Origin of the sequence: Micromonospora psammae (assembly GCF_036902725.1) — a bacterium.
In the GTDB taxonomy this organism is placed as follows: domain Bacteria; phylum Actinomycetota; class Actinomycetes; order Mycobacteriales; family Micromonosporaceae; genus Micromonospora.
The window spans coordinates 37,243-59,750 of the sequence record NZ_JBAKHM010000028.1 but is presented as its reverse complement, the minus strand read 5'-3'; the positions used below and the strand labels follow the sequence as shown (position 1 = coordinate 59,750).

At 73.6% G+C, this 22,508-nt stretch carries 20 protein-coding genes; 13 read left to right on the top strand and 7 right to left on the bottom strand.

Features of this window, described 5'->3' with window-relative positions; all coding sequences use genetic code 11:
* The first annotated feature begins 1 nt into the window (after nucleotide 1).
* The 12 genes from V6U79_RS25870 (at nucleotide 2) to V6U79_RS25815 (ending at nucleotide 12,578) form a co-directional block, all read left to right on the top strand.
* The gene (locus tag V6U79_RS25870) at nucleotides 2-805 is read left to right on the top strand and encodes an MlaE family ABC transporter permease (protein ID WP_442933821.1); all 804 of its coding nucleotides are present in this window, start codon (nucleotides 2-4) and stop codon (nucleotides 803-805) included.
* 2 nt (nucleotides 806-807) lie between these two features.
* Complete coding sequence (locus V6U79_RS25865; RefSeq protein WP_334616139.1) at nucleotides 808-2,088, top strand: MCE family protein; 1,281 nt, start codon at nucleotides 808-810, stop codon at nucleotides 2,086-2,088.
* Nucleotides 2,085-3,119 (top strand): MCE family protein, encoded by a 1,035-nt coding sequence (locus V6U79_RS25860; protein ID WP_334616138.1) that lies wholly within the window; start codon nucleotides 2,085-2,087, stop codon nucleotides 3,117-3,119. The genes V6U79_RS25865 and V6U79_RS25860 overlap by 4 nt, the downstream gene beginning before the upstream one ends.
* On the top strand, nucleotides 3,116-4,099 hold the full coding sequence (locus V6U79_RS25855) for an MCE family protein (RefSeq protein WP_334533739.1): 984 nt from the start codon (nucleotides 3,116-3,118) through the stop codon (nucleotides 4,097-4,099). The genes V6U79_RS25860 and V6U79_RS25855 overlap by 4 nt, the downstream gene beginning before the upstream one ends.
* Nucleotides 4,099-5,346 carry an MCE family protein gene (locus V6U79_RS25850; RefSeq protein ID WP_334616137.1) on the top strand — a complete coding sequence of 416 codons (1,248 nt, stop codon included), beginning with the start codon at nucleotides 4,099-4,101 and terminating at the stop codon, nucleotides 5,344-5,346. Before V6U79_RS25855 ends, V6U79_RS25850 begins: the two co-directional genes overlap by 1 nt.
* Nucleotides 5,343-6,749, top strand: a complete 1,407-nt coding sequence (locus V6U79_RS25845) for an MCE family protein (RefSeq protein ID WP_334616136.1) — start codon at nucleotides 5,343-5,345, stop codon at nucleotides 6,747-6,749. Before V6U79_RS25850 ends, V6U79_RS25845 begins: the two co-directional genes overlap by 4 nt.
* Nucleotides 6,746-8,005: an MCE family protein gene (locus tag V6U79_RS25840; RefSeq protein WP_334616135.1), complete on the top strand. Its 1,260-nt coding sequence runs from the start codon at nucleotides 6,746-6,748 to the stop codon at nucleotides 8,003-8,005. Before V6U79_RS25845 ends, V6U79_RS25840 begins: the two co-directional genes overlap by 4 nt.
* Nucleotides 8,002-8,790, top strand: coding sequence for an Rv1363c family protein (locus V6U79_RS25835; RefSeq protein ID WP_334616134.1), 789 nt, complete (start codon nucleotides 8,002-8,004; stop codon nucleotides 8,788-8,790). The genes V6U79_RS25840 and V6U79_RS25835 overlap by 4 nt, the downstream gene beginning before the upstream one ends.
* Nucleotides 8,791-8,804: 14 nt before the next feature.
* Nucleotides 8,805-9,317, top strand: coding sequence for a hypothetical protein (locus V6U79_RS25830; RefSeq protein ID WP_334520899.1), 513 nt, complete (start codon nucleotides 8,805-8,807; stop codon nucleotides 9,315-9,317).
* Nucleotides 9,318-9,371: 54 nt separating this feature from the next.
* Entirely contained in the window at nucleotides 9,372-10,433 is a 1,062-nt protein-coding gene (locus V6U79_RS25825) for a S8 family peptidase (RefSeq protein ID WP_334616133.1), read from the top strand.
* 176 nt (nucleotides 10,434-10,609) lie between these two features.
* Entirely contained in the window at nucleotides 10,610-11,869 is a 1,260-nt protein-coding gene (locus V6U79_RS25820) for a hypothetical protein (protein ID WP_334616132.1), read from the top strand.
* A gap of 256 nt (nucleotides 11,870-12,125) precedes the next feature.
* Nucleotides 12,126-12,578, top strand: a complete 453-nt coding sequence (locus V6U79_RS25815; RefSeq protein ID WP_334616131.1) for a C40 family peptidase — start codon at nucleotides 12,126-12,128, stop codon at nucleotides 12,576-12,578.
* A gap of 108 nt (nucleotides 12,579-12,686) precedes the next feature.
* On the opposite strand, the gene V6U79_RS25810 is transcribed toward V6U79_RS25815, so the two are convergent.
* The 7 genes from V6U79_RS25810 to V6U79_RS25780 all read right to left on the bottom strand — a co-directional run bounded on the left by V6U79_RS25810 (nucleotide 12,687) and on the right by V6U79_RS25780 (nucleotide 20,510).
* The gene (locus V6U79_RS25810; protein WP_334616130.1) at nucleotides 12,687-14,561 is read right to left on the bottom strand and encodes a pectate lyase-like domain-containing protein; all 1,875 of its coding nucleotides are present in this window, start codon (nucleotides 14,559-14,561) and stop codon (nucleotides 12,687-12,689) included.
* 185 nt (nucleotides 14,562-14,746) lie between these two features.
* Nucleotides 14,747-15,220 (bottom strand): DUF4190 domain-containing protein, encoded by a 474-nt coding sequence (locus V6U79_RS25805; protein ID WP_334616129.1) that lies wholly within the window; start codon nucleotides 15,218-15,220, stop codon nucleotides 14,747-14,749.
* Nucleotides 15,207-15,614, bottom strand: coding sequence for a hypothetical protein (locus V6U79_RS25800; RefSeq protein WP_334616127.1), 408 nt, complete (start codon nucleotides 15,612-15,614; stop codon nucleotides 15,207-15,209). Before V6U79_RS25800 ends, V6U79_RS25805 begins: the two co-directional genes overlap by 14 nt.
* A complete protein-coding gene (locus V6U79_RS25795; RefSeq protein ID WP_334616126.1) occupies nucleotides 15,611-18,088 on the bottom strand; it encodes an AAA family ATPase in 2,478 nt (825 codons plus the stop codon). The genes V6U79_RS25800 and V6U79_RS25795 overlap by 4 nt, the downstream gene beginning before the upstream one ends.
* A gap of 158 nt (nucleotides 18,089-18,246) precedes the next feature.
* The gene (locus V6U79_RS25790; RefSeq protein ID WP_334616125.1) at nucleotides 18,247-19,101 is read right to left on the bottom strand and encodes a ribonuclease HI; all 855 of its coding nucleotides are present in this window, start codon (nucleotides 19,099-19,101) and stop codon (nucleotides 18,247-18,249) included.
* A gap of 114 nt (nucleotides 19,102-19,215) precedes the next feature.
* Nucleotides 19,216-19,902 (bottom strand): hypothetical protein, encoded by a 687-nt coding sequence (locus tag V6U79_RS25785; protein ID WP_334616124.1) that lies wholly within the window; start codon nucleotides 19,900-19,902, stop codon nucleotides 19,216-19,218.
* Between the two features lie 83 nt (nucleotides 19,903-19,985).
* Nucleotides 19,986-20,510 carry a DUF4352 domain-containing protein gene (locus V6U79_RS25780; RefSeq protein WP_334616123.1) on the bottom strand — a complete coding sequence of 175 codons (525 nt, stop codon included), beginning with the start codon at nucleotides 20,508-20,510 and terminating at the stop codon, nucleotides 19,986-19,988.
* Between the two features lie 102 nt (nucleotides 20,511-20,612).
* Here V6U79_RS25780 and V6U79_RS25775 point away from each other — a divergent pair, with 102 nt between their 5' ends.
* Nucleotides 20,613-22,505, top strand: a complete 1,893-nt coding sequence (locus tag V6U79_RS25775) for an N-6 DNA methylase (RefSeq protein ID WP_334616122.1) — start codon at nucleotides 20,613-20,615, stop codon at nucleotides 22,503-22,505.
* The last annotated feature ends 3 nt before the right edge of the window (nucleotides 22,506-22,508 follow it).

The following is a 22,508-nucleotide window of genomic DNA, read 5'->3' as shown; positions in this document are numbered from 1 at the left end:
CGTGCCGGCGCTGCGACACCTCGACGACCTCGGCGGACAGCTCGCCTTCTACCTGCGCGCCTTCGCGTGGACGCCGCGCACCCTGCGCCGCTACAAGCGCGAGGTGGTACGGCTGCTGGCCGAGGTGAGCTTCGGCACCGGCGCGCTCGCCGTGCTCGGCGGCACCGTCGGCGTCATCTGCTTCCTCACCTTCTTCACCGGCACCGAGGTCGGACTGCAGGGCTACCAGGCGCTCAACCAGCTCGGCAGCAGCGCGTTCACCGGTTTCGTCTCGGCGTACTTCAACACCCGCGAGATCTCGCCGCTGGTGGCGGCGCTGGCGCTGTCGGCGACCGTCGGCTGTGGCTTCACCGCCCAGCTGGGCGCGATGCGGATCTCCGAGGAGGTCGACGCCCTGGAGGTGATGGGGGTGCCGTCGCTGCCGTTCCTGGTGACCACCCGCATGATCGCCGGGTTCGTCGCGGTGATCCCGCTCTACGTGGTCGGCCTGCTCTCCAGCTACCTGGCCACCCGCACCATCGCCGTGTACTACTTCGGACAGTCCGCCGGCACCTACGACTACTACTTCCACCTGTTCCTGCCGCCCGAGGACGTGCTCTGGTCCTTCTTCAAGGTGCTGGTGTTCAGCGTGATCGTGGTGCTGGTGCACTGCTACTACGGCTACACCGCCCGCGGTGGGCCGGCCGCCGTCGGCGTCGCCGTCGGCCGGGCCGTCCGCCTGGCGATCGTCGCGGTCAACATCGTCGACTTCTTCCTGTCGCTGGCCATCTGGGGCGCGACCACCACCGTCCGGATCGCGGGGTGAGCATGAGAAACCGACTGCTGGGCATCATCTTCATCGCCCTCCTGACCGCGGCGCTGACCACCTCCGTGCTGCAGTACCGCAAGGCGTTCACCCCGGTCGCCTGGGTCACCCTGCACGCCGACCGCACCGGGTTGCAGCTCAGCCCGGGCGCCGACGTCAAGGTACGCGGCGTCGTCGTCGGCGAGGTCCGCTCGGTCGGCACCCGCGGCGCCGGCGCGACCATCCGGCTGGCCCTGGACCCGGCCACGACGTCCCGCATCCCCGCCGACGTCGACGCGCGGCTGCTGCCCAAGACGCTCTTCGGCGAGCGGTACGTCGAACTGGTGCCGCTCGGCGCCGCCACCACGCCGATCCGTGACGGCGCGGTCATCGACCAGGACCGCAGCCGCACGGCGGTGGAGCTGGAACGCGTCCTCGACGAGGCGCTGCCGCTGCTGCAGGCGATCCGGCCCGACCAGCTCGCCGTGACGCTGGGCGCTATCGCCACCGCGCTGGAGGGGCGCGGCGAGCAGCTCGGTGCGAACATCGTCCGGCTGGAGAGCTACCTGCGGCAGCTAAACCCGGCGATGCCGACGATCGCCGAGGACGTCCGCAAGCTCGCCGTCGTGCTGGACAGCTACGACGCCGCGCTGCCCGACCTGCTCGCCCTGCTGCGCGACGTGACCGTCACCGCCCGCACCATCAGCGACCAGCGCGGGCAGCTGGCGGCGTTCCTCGCCGACACCACCGACACCGCCGACGCCACCCGGGGCTTCCTCGACCGGCACGGCGACCAGCTCATCGAGCTGGGCCGGGTCAGCCGGCCGGTGCTGGAGCTGCTCGCCACCTACGCCCCCGAGTACCCGTGCCTGATGAGCGGCCTGGTCGCCCTGCAACCCCGGGTCGAGGAGGTCTTCGCCGGCGGGCGGATGCACATCACCCTGGAGATCACCCGCGACGGCGGCAAGTACGAGAAGGGCCGCGACGAACCGGTGTACGGCGCGGACGACGGCCCCAACTGCCGCGGCCTGCCCCACCCGGGGCAGCCCGCGCCGGGGGTGCCGGTCGACGACGGGTACGACTACCGGGGCGAGCGCCCGCATACCCCGATGGTCGTCGGCACGCCCGGCACCGCGCCGGCCGGCGGTTCCCCGGCCATGGGCCGGGCCGGCACCGGCGAGGAGCGGGCCCTGGTCAAACCCCTCGTGGGCGCCGTCACCGGCACCCCGCCGGCCGAGGTACCGGACATCGCGGTCCTGCTGTGGGGGCCGCTGCTGCGCGGCGGGGTGGTGAACGCCCGATGAGTACGAAGACGCTCCCGTCGCTGCTGAAGCTGGTGGCCTTCGCCGCGGTGACGCTGCTGCTGACCGCGCTGCTGGCGCAGACCCTCGGCGCCTTCCCACCCGGCGGCGTCACCTACCGCGCCCGCTTCACCGACGTCACCGGCCTGCTCCCCGGCGACGACGTCCGCGTCGCCGGGGTGAAGGTGGGCCGGGTCCGCGACATCCGGGTGGTCGACGACACCGTCGCCGAGGTGACCCTCACCGTCACCGACGACGTCCCGGTGGCCACCAGCGTCCGCGCCAAGATCCGGTACCGCAACCTGGTGGGCCAGCGGTACGTCGCGCTGAGCGAGGGACCGGGGGAGGGGCGGCCGCTGCGGCCCGACGGTCTCATCCCGCTCGCCCAGACCACGCCGGCACTGGACCTGACCGTCCTGTTCAACGGCTTCCGGCCCCTGTTCACCGCCCTGGACCCGGACGACGTCAACAAGCTCGCCTACGAGATCATCCAGGTGCTCCAGGGTGAGGGCGGCACCGTCGCCAACCTGCTGCGCCGCACCGCGTCGCTGACCAACACCCTCGCCGACCGGGACGCCGTCGTCGGACGGGTCATCACCAACCTCAACGGGGTGCTGGCCACCCTGGCCGAGCGGGACCGCAACCTCGACCAGAGCATCAGCCAGTTGCAGGAGTTCGTCTCCGGGCTCTCCGCCGACCGCAAGGCCATCGGCGAGTCGCTGGTCAGCATCGGCGAGCTCACCACCGCCACGGCCGGTCTGCTCGACGAGGTACGACCCCCGCTGGCCGCGGACGTCCGCGCCCTCGACGACCTCGCCGGCACCCTCGACCGCAACGCGGCCGTCATCGACGGCACCCTCGGGCGGCTGCCCGAACGGTACGAGGCGCTGACCCGGACCGCCTCCCACGGCTCGTGGTTCAACTTCTACCTCTGCGACTTCGACGGCAACGTGGCGGTGTCCGGCCGGGCGCCGCTCGACCTGCCCACCTTCAGCGCCCCGGCCGCCCGATGCGCCAGCGGAGGCAGCCGGTGAGACCGTTCCGGGAACGCAACCCCGTCGTCGTCGGCGCGGTCGGCCTGACCCTGGTCGTCGCCGCCCTGCTCGGCGCCTTCCAGCTCGACCGGCTGGCCGACCTCACCGGACGCGCCTACCAGGCCGCCTTCCACGACGCCAGCGGCCTCACCACCGGCAACGAGGTCCGGGTCGCCGGGGTGCGGGTGGGCAAGGTGACCGCGGTCGAACTCGCCCGCGAGGGCGCGCCCTACGTCCGGGTCCGGTTCCGGGTGGACGACGACAGCATCCGCCTCGGCGCCGACACCGGCGCCACCATCCGGATCAAGACCGTGCTCGGGCAGAAGTACCTGGCCCTGTCCCCGGCCGGACCGGGCCGGCTGCCCGAGGGCGGGCAGATCCCCCTGGCCCGCACCGCGGCGCCGTTCGACGTGGTGCAGGCCGTCACCGGCCTCGCCGACACCCTCGACAAGGTCGACACCGAGCAGCTCGCCGAGGCGTTCACCACCCTGTCGGAGACCTTCGCCGACACCCCGGACAGCGTCGGCGCCTCCCTGGTCGGGCTCTCCCGGCTCTCCCGGACCGTCGCCGGACGCGACGCCGAGCTGCGGGCGCTGCTCACCCGCGCCCGCACCGTCACCGGCGTGCTCGCCACCCGCGACGAGGAGTTCCGCAAGCTGGTCACCGACGGTGAGGCGCTGCTGGGTGAGGTGAGCCGGCGCCGCGACGCCATCCGCAAGCTGCTCGTCGGCACCGACAAGCTCGCCACCGAGCTGTCCGGGCTGGTCGACGACAACCGCGAACGGCTCGCGCCCGCGCTGCGCAAGCTGCGCGACGTGGTCGCCGTCCTGCAACGCAACAAGGACGACCTGGAGAAGACCATCCAGCGGATGGGGCCGTTCGTCACCGCGTTCGCCAACGTGGTCGGCAACGGCCGCTGGTTCGACTCGTACGTCTCCGGCCTGCTCCAGCCGTACCAGCCCACGACGGGAGGCCGCTGATGCCCGGTCCGATCCAGCGCTGGCGACGCCCGCTCGCCGCCGCCACCGTCCTCCTGGTCGCCGTCGCCGCCGGGGTGGTCGTCCTGCGCGACGGCACACCCCCGCGGCAGGTGGTCGCCCACTTCACCCGCGCCGTCGGGGTGTATCCCGGCTCGGACGTGCGGGTGCTGGGCGTCCGCGTCGGTGAGGTGGTCGCGGTGACCCCGCGGGGCCGCACCGTGGAGGTGCGGATGCGCTACGAGCACGACCTCGACGTGCCCGCCGACGCGCAGGCGCTCATCGTCCCGCCCAGCGTGGTCAGCGACCGGTACGTGCAGCTCACCCCCGCCTACGCCGGTGGCGCCACGCTCGCCGACGGAGCCGAGATACCGGTGGAGCGGACCGCCGGGCCGATGGAGATCGACGACGTCTACCGGGCGCTCGACGAGTTCAACCGCGCCCTCGGCCCGGAGGGCGCCAACCGGGACGGCGCCCTGTCCAACCTGGTCGCCACCGGGCGCGCCAACCTGGAGGGCAACGGGCAGAACCTGCACGACACCCTGGACGGGCTGTCCCGGGCGTTGAGCACCCTCTCCGAGGGCCGGCAGGACCTCTTCGGCACCGTCACCAACCTGCAACGCTTCACCACCACCCTGGCCCGCAGCGACCGGCAGGTCCGCGACTTCAACCGTCAGTTGGCCGACGTGGCCGAACAGCTGGCCGGGCAGCGCGACGAACTCGCCGCCGCCCTGCGCAACCTCGCCACCGCGCTGGACGAGGTCACCGGCTTCGTCCGGCAGAACCGGGCCGCGCTGACCGGCAACGTGGCCGCGCTGACCGAGATCACCGCCGTGCTGGTCCGCCAGCAACAGGCGGTCATCGAGATCCTCGACGTGGCCCCACTCGCCGTCAGCAACCTCCACCTCGCCTACAACCCCCGCTCCGGCACCCTGGACACCCGCAACAACGCGACGGGTCCGTACGACCCGGCCGCCTTCGCCTGCTCGCTGCTGGTGGACCAGCTCCCCGCGAAAGAGGTGCCGGCGAAGTGCCTGGCGCTCGCGCAGACGCTGCACGAGCGCGGGCTGCCCCTGACCGAACAGCTGAAGAAGCTGCTCAAGCTGCCGCCCGGCGCCCCGGGGATCGGGGGGTCCCCACCGGGTCCTCCGATCAGCTCCCCCGGTGCGCCGATCCCCGACCCGGCGCCGGGCGGCTCCCCCCTCACCAGCGACCCCACCCTCGGCGGCATCCTGCGGGGCACCCCGTGAGCCGGCGGGCCCTACGGGCGCTGGCCTGCGCGGTGCTGGTGGCGCTGCTGCCGAGCGGGTGCGGCCTGCCGGACCTCGCCGACGTGCCGCTGCCCGGCGGCGCCCCGAAGGGCGAGGGCTACCGGATCACCGCCGAGTTCGGCGACGTGCTCGACCTGGTGCCGCAGGCCGCCGTCAAGGTCGACGACGTCACCGTCGGCAGCGTGGAGAAGATCTCCCTCTCCGGCTGGACCGCCCAGGTCACCCTCCGCATCGGCGCCGACGTACGCCTGCCGGCCGACGCCACCGCCGCCGTGCGGCAGAGCAGCCTGCTGGGTGAGAAGTACGTGACCGTCGCCGCGCCACCGGGCGGCGGGTCGAGCGGGCGGCTCGCCGACGGCGACGTCATCCCGCTGTCGCGCACCGCCCGCGGCGCCGAGGTGGAGGAGGTCCTCGCCGCCCTCGGGCTGCTGCTCAACGGCGGCGGGCTGGCCCAGCTGCGCACCATCAACCAGGAACTCGGTACCGCGCTCGACGGGCGGGAACCCGCCGTGCGCGACGCGTTGCACCAGCTCGACGAGTTCATCGGCGGGCTGGACAAGCAGAAGGCCGACCTGGTCCGCGCCCTCGACGCCCTCGACCGGCTGACCGCGCGCCTGCACCGGCAGAAGCAGGTGCTCGGCGAGGCGGTGGACTCGCTCGCCCCCGGCCTGACCGTGCTGGCCCGCCAGCGGGCCCAACTGACCAGCGCGCTGACCGCCCTCGGCAAGCTCGGCGACGTCGGCACCCGGGTGGTCGACCGCAGCCGCGCCGACACCGTCGCCGACCTCAAGGCGTTGCAGCCGATCCTGGAACAGCTGGCACGCGCCGGCGACGACCTGCCGAAGTCCCTGGACTTCATGCTGACGTACCCGTTCCCGCCGAACGTCACCGGCGCGATCGTCGGTGACTTCGTCAACCTCTCCGTCACCGCCGACCTCGACGCGGCGTCGATCCTGGCGAACCTGGTCGTCGCCGCCCCCGCACCGGCCCGCTCGGCGGCACCGGCGAAGCCGACCGGCCCGACCCGGCCGCCCGCCGCCGGCGGTGCGACGCCCACCGCGCCGTCCGGCCCCGGTCCGCTCCCCGACCTGCCCCTGACGGAGTGCCTGCCCGACCCGGACGACTTCCCGGCGACCTGGACCCCACCGAAGGACTGCCTGCTGCCGGAGGGCTGTGTCCTGCTGCGGCCCGGCTCGAAGGTGCCCGTCGGCGGGCTGATCCTGCCCAAGGGCGTCGTGCCGCCGGGCACCGCCTTCCCCGCCGGGACCGAACTGCCCGCCAACACCGTCATGTCGGCGCAGTGCGTGCTGCCAGTCACCGGCGAGGTGCTCGGGCAGATCGGCGAGCTGCCCGAACTGCTCGGAGGAGGGCTGCGGCCATGATCGGACGTACCGCGAAGCTCCAGGTCCTGGCGTTCCTGCTGGTGAGCATCCTCGGCGTCTCGTACGTGGGGATCCGCTACGTGGGGCTCGGCGACCGGCTGCTCGGCGGCAGCTACGTCGTGCACATGGACCTGGCCCGCGCCGGCGGCATCTTCACCAACGCCCCGGTCACCTACCGCGGCGTGCCCGTCGGGCGGGTCACCGCGGTCAACCTGCGCGGCGACGGGGTCCGCGCCGACCTGCGGCTGCGCCGCGGCACCCAGGTGCCCGACGACCTGCGGGCCGTGGTGGCCCAACGCTCCGCCGTCGGCGAGCAGTACGTCGACCTGCGCCCGGAGCGCGACACCGGGCCCTACCTCGGCGACGGCGCGGTGATTCCGGCCGACCGCACCGGCGTCCCGCTGGCCCCGGAGACGCTGCTGACCAACCTCGACGCGCTGGTCCGCTCCCTCGACCCGGACGACCTGACCGTGCTGATCACGGAACTCGGCACCGCGTTCGAGGGCAACGAACAGGCGTTGGGCCGGATCCTCGACGCCGGGGACGCGCTGCTCACCGAGGCGGACGCCCATCTGCCGGAGACACTCGCGTTGATCGAGGACGGCCGCACCGTGCTCACCACCCAGGCGGAGTCGGCGGAGGCGCTGCGACGGTGGAGCGCCGGCCTGGCCCGGCTGGCGGAGACCCTCCGCGGCGCCGACCCCGACCTGCGTCGGCTGCTCGCCGCCGGGCCGCCCGCCGGGCAGGAGCTGGTCGCGCTGCTGCGCGGACTGGAACCGAACATCGGCGCCCTGCTCGGCAACCTGGTGACCGTCAACGGGATCGCCGCCCGCCGGCTGCCCGGCATCGAGCACCTGCTGGTGGTCTACCCGCTCGCCGTGGCCGGCGGGTTCACCGTCGCCCCGGGCGACGGCACCGCGCACTTCGGCCTCGTCCTCAACCCCGGGGACCCGCCGTCCTGTGTGTACCGGGGCGGCGGCACCCGCTGCGGCGCGCAGGAGCGGGCGGCCGGCGCCAGCGTGCGCGGTGCCGGCAACGCGCCCCGGCCGGGGGGTCGGCCACCCGCGCCGGCCGACCCGGCGCCGGCCGACCCGGCGCCGTACGACCCGGCCGAGGGCGGCGGATACGACCCGGCGACCGGGACGGTGCTGGGCTCGGACGGCCGGCCGCTGCAGTTCGGCGGCACCGGCGGCCAGTCCCGGATGGCCGGCGACCAGTCGTGGAAGCAGCTGCTGCTCGCCGGGGTGACGCCGTGACGAGCGGGAAGAAGGAGGCGGCCATGCAGGCCCGCAGGAACCACACGCTGAAAGTGATCAAGGGGGCGAAGCCCGCGGCGCCGGGCCGGGCGCCGCAGCGCCGGGTCCTCTCCCGCCGGTTCACCCCGTCCGCCCAGCCGGTCGAGGAGCTGCTGCGGCGCATCGACCAGGAGCCGGTCGAGGACCCGGCGGAGCCCGGCGAACCGGCCGAGTTCGACGACCCGACCGGCGGGGTCGACCCGGCCGACCCGGACACCGGCACCCCCAGCCGTGGCGAGCCCGCCGGCACCGGCCGGACCCGACGCCGCCGGGCGCTGGTCGCCCTGCTGACCCTCGTGCTCGCCGCCACGGTCGCGGCCGCCGGGGTGACCGGGCACCGCTGGTACGTCGACCAGGCCACGGACCGGGCCCGGCAGGCGAGCCTCGCCGCCGCCAAGCAGGCCGCGGTCAACTTCGTCTCGGTCAGCGCCGCCAGCGTCGACCGGGACATGCAGCGGATCCTCACCGGGGCCACCGGCGACTTCAAGGAGGAGTTCACCCGGGGGCAGTCGCAGGTCCGTACCGCGGTCGTGGAGAACAAGGTCGACTCGCGCGGGTCCGTGCTGCGGGCCGGGCTGGTCTCCGGGGACCGCCGCCGCGCCGTCGCGCTGGTCGCCGTCGACGCCACCGTCAAGAACGTCAAGTCACCGCAGGGGCGGCCCTCGCACTACCGCATCCAGCTGGACCTGGTCCACGACCGGGACGCCGACCGGTGGCTCGTCTCCCGCCTGCAGTTCGTCGGATGAGAGAGGCAGGACCCGTGCGTACCCTGATCGACCGCGTCCCCCGGCCACGCCTTTTCCGGCTCGGGCTTGTCCCCACCCTCGTCGCCGCGATCGTGCTCGCGGCCACCGTCGCCGGCCTCGGCTGGTGGAACGGGCACCGCGCCGACCAACGGGACGCGGCCGTACGGCAGGCCCTGGCCACCGCGCCCGCCGCCGCCAAGGCGATCTTCTCCTACGACTACCGCACCTTCGACGACAGCATCGCCAACGGCCGCACCTTCGCCACCGGCCAGTTCGGCGAGGAGTACGCGCAGACCACCAAGGCGTTGAAGCAGACCGCCACCACGCAGCAGGCCGTCGTCGCGGCGGAGGTCTCCGCCACGGGTGTGGTCACCGCGACCGCCGACCGCGTGGAGCTGCTGGTGTACCTCAACCAGTACCGGCGCAACGTCAACACCGCGGGGGAGAAGGTCGACCAGAACCGGGTGGTGCTGACCCTGGTCCCGGTCGACGGCGAGTGGAAGGTCTCCCGCGCCACGGCCATCTGACGTCCCGGTCGTTCATAAATGAACGCCCGGTCGCCCTATTAGGAGGAGAGGCTCATGTCGATCGCCCGGTTGTTCTCCGGCGCCGCGGTGGCCACCACCGTCCTGGTGGCCGTCGCCGCCGCGCCCGCGCAGGCCGCGACCAACGATCCGTTGTACGACAAGCAGTGGGGCCTGCGGCAGATCCACGCCGAGCGGGCCTGGACCACCAGCACGGGGAGCGGGGTGGTGATCGCGATCGTGGACACCGGCGTCGACCTCGGTCACCCGGACCTGAAGTCCAAGCTCGTGCCCGGCGCGACCTTCGTCGACTGCGGCCCGACCTCCTGCGGCAACGGCGACTGGCGGGGCCCCAACGGTCGGGCCGACGCCAGCGACGAGCACGGCACCCACGTGGCGGGCATCGCGGCCGCGTCGACCGGCAACGGCGTCGGCGTGGCGGGGGCCGCCCCGGACGCGCGGATCATGCCGATCAAGGTGCTGGAGGAGGGCAGCGGCAGCTTCGCCGACATCGCCGCCGGCATCCGCTACGCCGCCGACCACGGCGCCAAGGTGATCAACCTCAGCCTCGGCGCGCTGCCGGGCGCCCAGGCCCTCACCCTCACCGGGCTCGAGGCCGAGGCGACCGAGGCGATCGCGTACGCGCACGGCAAGGGCGTCGCCGTGATCGCCGCCGCCGGCAACGAGGCCGCGCCGCTCTGCGGCACCCCGTCCTGGGAAGCCGGCGCGCTCTGCGTCGCCGCCACCGACCGCAACGAGGCCAAGGCGTGGTACTCCAACCTGGGCGTCAAGGCCGACCTGAAGGCGGTAGCCGCCCCCGGTGGCGCCGGCCTGGTCAACTGCGACGACGACGTGTGGTCCACCGTCCCGGTGGGGACCGGCACCGCCGGTTGCGGGCAGGGCAACTACGACGCGTACGCCGGCACGTCGATGGCAACGCCGTACGTCGCGGGCGTCGCGGCGCTGCTCGTCGCCCAGGGCCGCAGCGTCGACAACGTGTACTCGGTGCTGATGTCGACCGCCCGCACCCCTGTCGCCGGCCTGCGCGGCGTCTACTCGCCGGTGTACGGCTGGGGCATCGTCGACGCCGCAGCCGCCGTGGCCGCTCCCCGCACCTGACGTCCCCGCGGTCGGTCCGGCCGCGACGACGGACGACGCCCCAGCTCGGTACCGATCCCGAGCTGGGGCGTCGGTGCGCCCGGACTTCCCCAAACCTCTCTTATCCCGAACAAAGGGAAGTATCGATCGGCGTGCGTTTCCTGACGGGAACGCGAGCGGTTGTACCGGGTGTGACGGTGACATCACCCGACCTCATCATGATCCCCGCAGCGGCGCGGCAGGGCTGGCGGGTCAGGTGGGCGGAGCGCGAGAACGAGCGGCGACGGCACGCGTACGACGCGCAGGTCGAGGCCTGGCGTCGGCGCAACGACCACCTGATCCGGCTGCGGATCGAGGCCCACACCTTCCTCGGGTACACCCAACCCCGCGCCGGCCTTCCGATGGACCTCGACGACGACGAACCGGTCTACCGGCTACTGCCGGCCGCGGAGCTGGTCGAGGCCAGGGCGCGGCACGTCCCCGGCCTGCCCGCACCGGGACTGACCCTCGCCACGGCCGACATCGACCCCGCCGACCGGGCGCTGCCGAACGGCTTCCGCGTCGTCGACGCGGGAATGGTCGTCATCACCGACCGCCGGGTGATCTTCGCCGGCCGCGCGGAACGGCGCGAGTGGACCTACGCGGACATGCTGGGGCCCGCGCACCACCCCGACGCGCCGCTCACCCTGCTGCACGCCACCGACGCGAGCCGGCTCGCCGGGCTCCGGGTGCCGGCCGCGGCCACGGTGAACTTCCGCTTCTACCTGACCCTCGCCTTCGCCGCCGCCAGCGGGCAGCGGGCCGCCGTGGCCGCGCAGCTCGACGCCCTGCTGGCCGCCGAGGAGGCCGCACGGCCGGTGCCACCCTCCCTGGCCGAGCCGGACCGGGCTCCGCTGGCCGCGGCGCGTCCCGACCGCCGGGCCGCCCTCGTCGCCGCCGCCGTCGCGCTGGCCTTCGCCACGCTGACCTCCGCGACCGCGCACCTGCCGGAGCGGGCCGAGGTGCCGTACCGGGCGAACGCCCCCACGACAGGCGTCGCCGACCCCGCAGAGCCGCCGCACGTCATCGCCGTCGCCCTGCCGACCACCCGGGATGAGCTGGTGGTACCGGTCCCGGCCACGGCCCCGGCCGGGACCGGTACGACGCGCACCCCCACCACGGCCCGGGCGGCGGGGGAGGTCGCGTCCACGCGGTCGCCGGCGGCGACGGGACCGGGCAGGCCGGCGCCACCGGCGGTCCCGCCTACGGATCCGAAGCCCGCTCCACCCCCGGCCACCGGCCGGCCCCGGCCCACCGATCCGGCTCCGCCCACTGCCGCGCCCCCCGTCACCGCGCCGGCTCCCACCACCGAGCCGCCCACCGAAGAGCCTGTCGTCGTGATCGACCTGTGCCTGGATGTGCTGCGGCTGCCACTGGCGGACCGTCTCCTCTGCCCTCAGGCCGACCCGACGTCCTGACGGCGGTGCCGCCCGCCGTCGTCGTTGCACGCGTGGATCGGTCGCGTCGGAGCCGACCCCGGTCCTTGACAGGGGAGACGTCTCGACCTTGACTGTCTGATAGATCGACATAGATCGGCGTCGTGGGATTGCCGTCCTGCTCGTCGGGTCGGCCGGATGAGGGGGTACGGCGATGGGTGTTGCGTGGAGACGGACGGCGCGGCGCGTCGCGGCGGCCGCAGCGGCGGCGACGCTGCTGACCGCAGGGTCCGTGCAGGTGGCGACGGGGCCGGCCTGGGCGGCCGGGGTGCGCGCGGAGGTGGTGAGCGCCGCCCAGGCCTACCTCGGTACGCCCTATCGACTGGCCTACGGGTGGACCTGCGGGCGGGCCGCCGTCGACTGCGAGTGCCTGAACCGGCACGCCATCTGGGACGGCACGTACGCGGCCACCGGCCGCGGGCTGCAGCTCAACTACTGGCTGCAGGGGCAGATCAATCAGGGCCGTCGTACCACCAGCCCTCGCCCCGGTGACCTGATCTTCTGGGACACCGACCCGCACGACGGCATCCGCTACGGCGGCGACCTGGACCACACCGGGGTGTACGTCGGCAACAACCGGGCCATCGACGCCAACGCCTACTACGGCTACGTCAAATACGACTCGATCACCCTCGGCGGCACCGAACCCGATCCGATCTTCGTGGACGTACTGACGCCCAACGGGTACTGACCTCGGCTCCGGCGTTTGCGCCGGAGTCACCGATGGGCCGGCCCATTCGGGCCGGCCCATCGGGGTGCGTCGCGCCGGACGTCCGCGCGTCGCGGTCCGGAACGTCCGCTACGGGGTCGGGTACTGCTTGAGGTAGACCGGGGCGCCGATGCGGGTGGTGTCGGCCGCCGCGCCCACGCCGTTGACCACGTGGTCGATGATGCCGGCGCTGAGGTTCACCGTCATGATGTGGTGCAGCTTGACGCCCGGGGTCTCCGGCACCTCGAAGCCGTTCTCGGTGTGGATCGACGGGTTGTTCTGGTTGAAGACGTACACCCCGCCCCCGTAGAGGGTGTGGTGCTTGACGTGGTCGCCGACCTTGTAACCCGCCCAGCCCTCGACGTCGCCGTTCATCCAGTCGGCCTGCGTCGGCGGGTCGTACGGCAGCTCATTCTGGTACAGGATCGTCGTGCCGTGCTCGCCGTTCCAGACCGTGTTGTACCGCTGGAAGTGCTCCACGAACAGGCCCGTCGCCGTCACGTGGTCGCCGTTGATGACGGCACCGTAGCGACCGGTGTTGGTCCTCCAGCGATCGGTGTCGCCGTTGACGCCCTCGGTGAAGCCCTCGACCCCGTGGTCGCCCCGCCACACCCAGGTGTGGTCGATGAGGACGTGGTCGCTGTTGACCTCGAGCGCGATGTTCGTCCGGCCGATGTGCGGGCCGCCGACCCGGAAGTACACGTCGGAGAGCGTCGTGGGGTTCTGCGGGGTGCTGGCGTGGCGCCCGTTCCTGCTGCCGACCCGCAACAGCACCGGCGACTCCTCCAGGCCGGCGTCGATCGTGACGCCGGCCACCACCACACCAGGAACGTCGGCGACCTGGAGCGGGATGGCGCCGTTCACCGCGGTGAGCGTGGCGTGCCCGATGCCGAGCACCACCGTGTCGGGGCGCCGCACCTGGATGCTGCGGGCGATGTCGTAGACGCCGGGGGTGAACAGGAGGTGCTTGCCGCGGGCGAGCTGGCTGTTGATGACGTGCACCGGGTCCGACGGCTTGGCGACGAAGAAGTCCCGGATCGGGATGGTCCGTCCCGGCGTCATCTGCGTACCCCAGGAGATGCCGCGGCTGTCGCGCTGCGCCGCGGGCACGCGGACCTGGTACTCGCCGTCGGCGTCGACGAAGAGGTACGGCTTCTCGCGGCTGAGCGGGGTGGTCTCGCGGGTGGTGTACGGCGGGTCGGGGAAGCCACTGTCATCGGGAGCGCCGACGGTGCCGGCGAAGACCTGGTTCCACACGGCGTTGGACCAGCCGGCGACCTCGCTGTTGCGGGTCAGCCACTGCTGCTGGGAGCCGTTGGTGACGGAGGGCAGCCGGGAGTCGGCGATGAAGCCGCCGCTGGCGTACTGCGGGCCCGCGGTGCAGTAGTCCATGAGGGACAGATTGCCGCCGCTGACATTGAGGCGGCGCATCGACACCGCCTGGGAGACGGCCCAGAAGTTCGCCGACGACCGGCAGCCGTCCTGGCCCGCGGCGTTGATGTTGATCGACAGGTTGGACAGGGTCCGCCAGAAGTTGACCAGCGCCAGGCAGTTGGCCGTGCCGCCATCCTGGAGGCAGCGGTTGTAGACCTCGACCTTGCCGTTGATGGTGACGTCGGTGGGGGAGGCGCCCAGCCCGGAGATCTCGGTGTAGTAGCCGACCTTGATCTGCAGCGGCTGCTCGGCGGTGCCGTAGGTGCCCGGCATGAACAGGTAGGCGTGCCGCGCGGTGCCCATCTCGTTGTCGACCTGCCGGGCGTGCGCGGCGTCCAGCGTCGCCTGGATCTCGCCGACCGGCATGCCCGGGTCGAAGATCGTCACGTTGGGCCCGAGGTCCGGCGTGCCGTGGCGCGGCGGGCCGGCGGTGGCCGAGGTGCTGGTCAGGGTGGCGGTGGTGGTCAGCACGAGGCCGAGCGCCAACGCCCGGCGCAGGCGCCGCCGCCTGTCGGGGGACTGGATGGTCATACGGTTCCTTTCCGGTGGCCGGAGGGGGGAGAGCGCTCTCCGGTTCGGGTCGGACTTGCATCACGTCGTGAAAAAAGGGATCGAGATGTTTCTACCCTGTAAATCGACGGCCCGCTACCGCCATGGGAGTCGAATTTGGGCGCCGACGCGCCGCCTCCCTGGTGGACACCGCCCAGGACCGGGCGCTACGGCGTCGGGGTGGTGGTCGGGGTGGCCGCGCCGATCACGCCGCCGAAGAAGACCATGACGGTGAGGGCGATCATCGGGGCGACGAAGAGATAGCCGAGGACCAGGCCGGTCACCGCCATCCCACGGCCGGACTTCGCCCCGTTGCGGGTGTCGTGCAGGCCGACGTGGCCCAGGATCACGGCGAGCACGCAGGGCAGGGCGAACACGCACCAACCGCCGAACACGCCGACGATGCCGAGCACCATCGCGGCGGTGGCGGTGCCGGACGAGGGCTGCGCCGCGATCAGCAGCGGCGGCGGATACGAGACGGCCGGGGGATACGGCCTGGCCCGCGGGTAGGGCGCGGCCTGAGGGTAGGGCGTGGCCGGCGGATAGGGCGTGGCCGGTGGGTGAGGCGCGGCCGGCGGGTACGGGCCGGCGGGAACGGCCGAGATCGGCGGGAGGGGCCGGGTCGGCTCAGGCTGGTTCAACGTGGGGTTCCTCTTCGAGTCGGATGAGCAGAGTGCTCACCTCGGTGTGCAGGCGACGAAGCTCCGCCGCGGTCGGGGCCAGTTCGTAGCAGTGGTGGTGCGCCGCCGCCGACAACGTCGCCCAGGCGTACGCGACCCGCCGGGCCACCTCCGCGCCCGGCCCGAGCCGGCCGCGCAGCATCAGGTGCCGGGCCCGGCCCTGCCGGCACGCCGCGACCGCGGGGCGGACCCGCCGCCAGTAGGCGTCGACGCCGCCTTCGAGGGCGAGCCGGATCAGGCAGGCGCAGGCCCGCGGCCACCACCCGGCGGTCACCGCCGTCGCACCGAGGGCGCCCGCGCCGCGCAGCAGCTGGTCGGCCGCCGCCAGGCAGCGGGCCGGCGTCGGCGCGGTCACGACAGGGCCTTCGCGAGGGCGCGGACGTCGGTGACCAGGCCGGGCAGGTCCGCCAGGTACGCCCCGTGCACGCCCTCCCGGCACGCCTTGTACGCGCCGACCGCTCCACTGCCTCGCCGGGCCAGCCAGCCGAGTACGTCCCCGCCCCGGTCCGCGTCGTCGAAGACTGCGAGGGCGACCATGGTGGTGAGCCGGCGGGAGGCGTCGGTGAGCGCCGCCTCGATGTCGGCGTGGGGCACCCCGCGCGCCACCCGGGTCCGCCACACCCGCAGGTGGCAGGCCGTCTCCAGCGCCGAGCGGCACAGCTCCGCCACCACCGGTCCGCGTACCTCGGCGGGCACCTCGTCAGTGCGGGCCAGGGCGTGGGCGTCGTCCAGGTAGCGGGTGACCGGGTCGGAGCCGGGCCGCACGGTCACCACCGAACGTTCGGCCCGGTGCACCTCCACGATCCGGGCGCGTCCCAGGTCGAGCCGGCGCACCGCGTCGGGCAGCCGGGTGTCGTGGGTGAAGACCACCACCTGCCGCTGCTCGGCCAGGTCGGCGAGGACCCGGGCCAGCCCGTCCACCTTCGACGGGTCCATGCTCTGCACCGGGTCGTCGACCACGATGAACCGGAACGGGCTCTCCGGCGCGCAGCTGCGCGGCAGGAACGTGGCCAGCCCGAGCGCCTGCATCTCGCCCTGGCTCATCACCCCCAGCGCGGTGCCGTTGTCGGCGCCGTCCACGCTGACCGGGAAGACCACCCGCCGCCGGGTGTTCGTCCCGGCCAGGGTCATCGCGCCCAGTTCGACGTTGCTCTCCTGGCGCAGCCGCTCCCAGATCCGCTGCGAGTGCGCGGCGAACGGCGCCACCCGCTCGTCGCGGATCTCCGCGCCGGTCTCCTTCAACCAGCCACGCGCGGCCTTCAACCGGGCCAGGATCGCCTCCCGCGCCGGCAGGCCGCCGGCGGCGGCGACCCACTCCCGCAGCTCGGCCGCCGCCGCCCGCCACCCGGTGTCGCGCTGCCGCAGGAACCCCTCGGCGTACGCGCGGGCCGCGTCCGCCGCCGCCACCACCGCCGGGTACCGCGCCGCCAGATGGTCGGCCAGGTCGGCCGGCTCCCCGGGTACGCCCCGAAGCGCCGCCACCGCCTCGCGCAGCGCCCCGAGCAGCGTCTCCACGCCGTGCCCGCCGGGCTGCGGCTCGTTGGGGATCTTCGGTGCGGGGCTGTCGGGCACGATCAGGTCGTCGATCAGGTGGTGCGTCTGGCGCAGCAGAGCGGTCAGCCGGGTGGCCGCGTTCTGGGCGGCGACGCTGCGCTGCCGCAGCTCGACCAGGGACGCCGCCGCCTCGGCCCGCCAGCCGGCGTCGAGGTTGCCGGTGGCGCAGACCGGGCATGCCCCGTCGCCGCGTTCCTCGTGGTGTTCGAGGGCGAGGCGGAGCAGTTCGGCGCCGCGCAGCGCCGCCCGGGACCGGCCGCCGTCGTACCGCAGGGACTCCGCCGCGGCGTCGCGGAGCTGCCCGGCGAGCCGGGTGACCTCGTCCACCGGCGGCGGGGTGAGGGCGGCGAGTTCACGGCAGAGCAGCACCGCCCGGTCGGTGGTCGCCTCGTCCGGCTCGTCGAGGATCGCCGTCACCGCCGCCAGGTCCACCGCGCCCCGGCCACGCAGCAGCGCCCCGGCCCGCCGGGCCCGGTCGTCGTCGACCTCGGCCAGCGTGGCCACCAGGGTGGCGCGCTCGGCGCGTACCTCCTTGACGGCCGCGTCGTGCGGCCGGGCGGCGCGCAGCAGACGCTGGTCGGCGTCGGTGAGCGCGTCCAGGCCGAGGATCGCGAAGAGCGCGTCGAAGAGCTGGCTCTGCGTACCGGCGGCGAGCCGGCCCAGCTCCGCGGCGGTGAGGAACGGCCGGTACAGCTCCAGCGGACGCGCCAGCCCCAGCTCGGCGAGGTCGCCGTGCCGGCCCCGCGCGCTGGTCACCGTCACCTCCGCGTCGGCCAGCTCCGCGTCGGCGGGCCAGGCGCGGGTCACCCGGGTCGGCGTGGCCACCCCGTCAACGCGCAGCTCCACGCCGATCCGGCACGGGTCCGGGGCGTGCAGGTTGCGCCACCCCGTACGCCAGACGCTGGTCTTCTCGGCCCAGCGGGCGCTGTCGCCGGTGAGGGCGAGCTCGACGGCCTCGGCGAAGCTGGACTTGCCCGAGCCGTTGCGGCCCACGACCAGGGTGATGCCCGGGCCGGGGCCGATCTCCAGGGTCTGCTCGGTGCCGACGCCCCGGAAGCCGGCGACGGTCACCGACGTCAGCCAGATCCGCTCCGCCGGCTCGCCCGTGCCGACCGGGCGCGCGTCCAGCCGGGTGGGGCGGCCGGCGAGGGCGGCGGCGAGGTCGTCGTCGTCGCTGAGCGCGGCGAGGACCAGCTCGGCGGTGTCGGCGGGCACGGTGTCGTCGGCCAGCCGCTCGAAGATCAGCTCGGTCAGGGGCTGCTGAGGCAGGGTCATGGTCGTCTCCAGGCGCGTGGTGTCCGCGGGCCGACGGTGGCCGGCCCGCCCGGGTGAGCGGTGGATGGGCATGCTCGCCAGCGGGGTGTGCTGACGCTTTCGAGCTGATGACGTAGACGGATCGGACGCGGCGGTGCCGGCCGCCAGGCGGCCGGAGTTCAGCCGGTCAGCGCGGCGTGCCAGTCCCGCAGGAACGCCTCGACCAGGGCGTGCGCGCGGGGACGCAGGTCGAACGACTCCACCTGGCGGCGGCGGGCCATGTGGGACAGGCCGTCGGCGGCCTCGTTGAGGGCGTGGCCGCTGTGCCCCTTGACGTGCGCGAAGTTCAGGTCGGGGCGGCGGGCCACCAGTTCGGCGAGCCGGACCAGGGTGGGCTGGTCGGAGCAGCGGCGCTGCCGCAGGCTGTAGCCGGCCGGCATCACCCCGGCGTGGCCGGCCTGCCAGCGGTGCAGGTACCGCAGGGCGCTGAGGCTGTCCAGCAGCACCGTCATGCCGACCGGCGCCTGGTCGTACCCGGTCAGCAGGTAGTCGACCGCGCGCAGCTCGTTGATCATCACCCGGGAGGCGCCGGTCGGGTCGAGCCGGTCCGTGCCCCGACCGAGCAGGCCGTAGTGGCCGTCGCTCACCACGTATCCGATGCCGCCGACGCGGCCCTTCCAGCTGGCGTCGGTCGCGGCCACCAGCGGCGCGGACGTCCCCGCCCAGCGGGCGACCAGGCCGCGGCCGGGCCGCTGGTCCGGGACCGGCCGGCAGCCGGCGTCATGCCCGGCGTGCTCGGTGTGCCTGGCGTGCTCGCTGTGCTCGGTGGCGAGCCGCTCGGCGGTGTCGAGCAGGTCGGCGGCCGAGGTCAGCTCGTCGTAGTGGGCGGCGGTGAGGGCGAGCCGGACGGCGTCGCCGACGCGCTGGCAGTCCTCGCAGCGGGTGGCGCGGGCGTAGCGGCGGAGGGTGAGGGCCCGGTCGTGCAGGGGTGGGGGGAGCTGGGCCAGGGCGTGGAGGAGTTCATCGGGACGCACGACGCCTCCAGTGACGTGTCGTGGGCGAGGAGGGAGTTGCTGGGCGCGCTGTGGAGCTGATGTCGCAAACGACTCAGCGGGTGGGCTGCTCGATCGCTGATGCCGAGGCTGCCGCTACAGCTCGGCCACGTCGGTCACCACGGCGGTCAGCTTGTCGCGGGAGCGCCTGGTGCTGCCGTCCTCCTCCTGCTGCACCGAGGCGGTGTCGCCGGTGACCTCGAAGGTGTTCACCATCGGGTCCTCGCCACCGCGCACCTCGTAGGTCACCTCGTAGGTGTTCGCGGGATCCAAGCCGGTACCGGTGTAGGTGACGTCGATCCGGTAGCTGATGTTGCAGCCGGCGCTGCCGAAGCACTTCTTCCGGAGGACCTTGACGGCCAGCTTGAAGTCCTTCTTCGTCGGTGCCTCATAGGCCGCCGTGGTGGGGGCGGCCGTCGTCGCGGCCGCCGTGGTGGGGGCCGCCGTCGTGGGAGCGGACGTGCTGGGAGGGGAGGACGGCGCGGCGCTCGCCTGGGCAGCCGGCTCGGCGTCGCTGCCGGCCAGAGCGGTGATCCCGACGCCGCCGCAGCACAGGGCGATGACGAGGGCCAGGCCACCGACCGCGTAGGCGCGGGTCCGAGAGCGCCGGCTCAGCGTGGTGGTGCTGGTAAGCATGTCGCTCTGGGCAGCCGGGTCGCCGGGGGTGGGCAGGGGGACGCCGGCCGGAGAAGGTCCAGGCTGCGGCGCCGAGTGCATCTGCCCGTCCGACGGCGGCGAGGTGGTGGGCTGCTCGGACGGCATCGGCGTGGTCGGGTCGGTCATGGCGAGCTTCCTTCTGTGAACAGGTGGGGGTGTGAACAGCCGGGGCGGGTCATGCGGACCCGCCCCGGGTGGCGGGGGAGGTGTCAGCCGAGGGTGACGTCGACGCCGCCGGAGAAGGGCGAGTCGTGCAGCTCGAGCTTGGCGAGCTTGACGTTCTTGGGGATGTCGAAGACGACGACGCCGGTGACCTGGTTGCCGGGGTTGATGTCGTTGAGGAACGTCTCGGCGTTTTTGTTGGCGTAGATGGCGGCGCCGGTGTCGGCGGAGTACTCGGTGCCGTCGGCCGCGTACGCCTTCTGGCTGCTGCCGTCGAACATCTGCGCTTCCTTGCCGATGTTCTTCACGTTGACGGTGACCAGGCAGAACTGGCCCTGCGCCTTCTCGCCGACCACGTCGCTGCCGACCTTGGTGACGCCGCACTTGGTGGACTTGACCGTGAACTCGAACTTGCCGTCGCGGGCGGCCTGGCCGACCTTGGCGGTCTTCGCCTTGGTGTCGTCGCCCTTGCCCGCTTCGCCCGAGCTCTTGCTGGTCTCGGTGGCGCCCGAGCCGCAGCCGAGGGCGACGAGGCCGGTGGCGAGCAGAGCGAGAGTGGTGGTCTTGCGCATCGTTGTCCTCCAGATGTGAACGTTGCGGGGTCAATAAGAGCATCGTAAGAGGGCGGTGTCAACAGACGTTTCCGTGCTTGACAGATGTGGGAGACTTTTGCCGTGCAGGAGAACCCGACCATCACGGCGGCGGAGATCGCCCGGCTTGCCGGGGTCGGTCGCGCCGCAGTCAGCAACTGGCGCAAACGACACTCCGACTTCCCCACCCCGGTGGGTGGCACCTCGGCCAGCCCCGAGTTCGACCTGATCGAGGTCGAGCAGTGGCTACGTGCCCAGGGCAAACTCCCCGAGCTGGCCACCGCCGAACGACTGTGGCGGCACCTCGCCGCAGCGAGCGAGTCCCCGGCCGCCGGCCTCGGCGCCGTCGGTGCCCTGTTGCTGGCCCGGAAGCGTGGCTCCCGGAGTGTTCACACCGATGCCCATTTGGCGTCGCTGCGCTCCGACGTCGACGCCCTCGCCGACGAGCTGGGTCCCCAGGGCGCGTTCGACGAGCTGTGGCAGCGCTTCTCCGCACCGGGGCCCGGCCGCCCCTTTGCCACACCCGACAACCTCGCCGACCTGATGGTCGGGCTCGCCGACGTCCGCGGCGGCTCCGTCCTCGACCCCGCCGCCGGCTCCGGCGCCACCCTGCGAGCCGCCGTCCGTGCCGGCTGCACCTCGGCGTACGGGCAGGAGATCGACGAGGACCTGGCCCGGCTCGCCGGGCTGTGGCTGGCCCTGCGGGACGTACCCGGGGAGGTCAGCGCCGGGGATTCCCTGCGTGCCGACGCCTTCGCCGGCCGTGCCGTCGACGCCGTCGTCTGCCACCCACCGTTCGGCGCCACCAACTGGGGCGACGAGGAACTGGGTCACGATCCACGCTGGATCGTCGGCACCACGCCACGCACCGAACCCGAACTGGCCTGGGCGCAGCACGCCCTCGCTCACCTGCGGATCGGCGGGCACGCCGTGCTGCTGATGCCGCCCACGGTGGCCAGCCGGCGGGCCGGCAAGCGCATCCGCAGCGAACTGCTGCGCCGCGGTCACCTGCGCGCCGTCATCGCGCTTCCGCCGGGGGTGGCCGCGCCGCACGGCGTACCCCTGCACCTGTGGGTGCTGCGGCGGGCAGCGGCCGACGCGCCGCCACCGGCGCGGGCGCTGCTCGTCGACGCCGCCGGCGGCGACCTGGCCGACACCGCCCCCCGCGTGCTCGCCGTTTGGCGGGCCTTCGCCGGTGCCCCGGACGCCGACGTCGAGGAGGCCGGCTTCGCCCGCGCCGTCCCGGTCATCGAACTGCTCGACGAAGAGGTCGACCTCACCCCCGCGCGCCGCCAACCCGCCGTCGTGGGCGAGGCGTCGGGAGAGCATCTGGTACGGACCCGGGAGCGGCTGGCCGCCGTCGTGGGGGAGCTGCCGGCGTTGATGCCGCAGGTCACGCCTGCGCCCGACGGGCCGGACGGGCTCTTCCTCACGGTGGGAGAGCTGGCGAAGACCGGGGCGCTGCATCTGATCGGACCGGTGCGCGCCGGTCTGTCGACGCCGTCACCCGAGGGGCCGCCGGTGCTCACCGTGCCGGACGTGCTCGCCGGTGTGGAGGCGTCCGGGCGGATCGACGACCGCTTCGGGCAGGAGATCCGGCTGGCCGTCGGAGACGTGGTGGTGCCGATGATCGCCCGGCAGATCACTCCCCGGGTGGTCACCGCCGAGGGGGCGCTGCTCGGGCGAAACCTCTACCTGCTGCGGCCCAACCCGGCCGCGTTGGACCCGTGGTTCCTGGCCGGGCAGTTGCGGACGTCGGCGAACGAGAAGCAGGCGTCGAGCCTGTCGGGGACGTTGCGGTTCGACATCCGGCGGGCGCAGGTTCGGCGGCTGTCGTTGGAGGAGCAGCGGGCGCACGGGGAGGCGTTCCGCCGGCTGGATGCCTTTGAGTCAACAATCCGACAGGCGGCAGAGCTTGGGGACGCGTTGGTGAAGCTCATGGTGGACGGACTCGCCCGTGGGCTCCTGCAGCCCTGATCA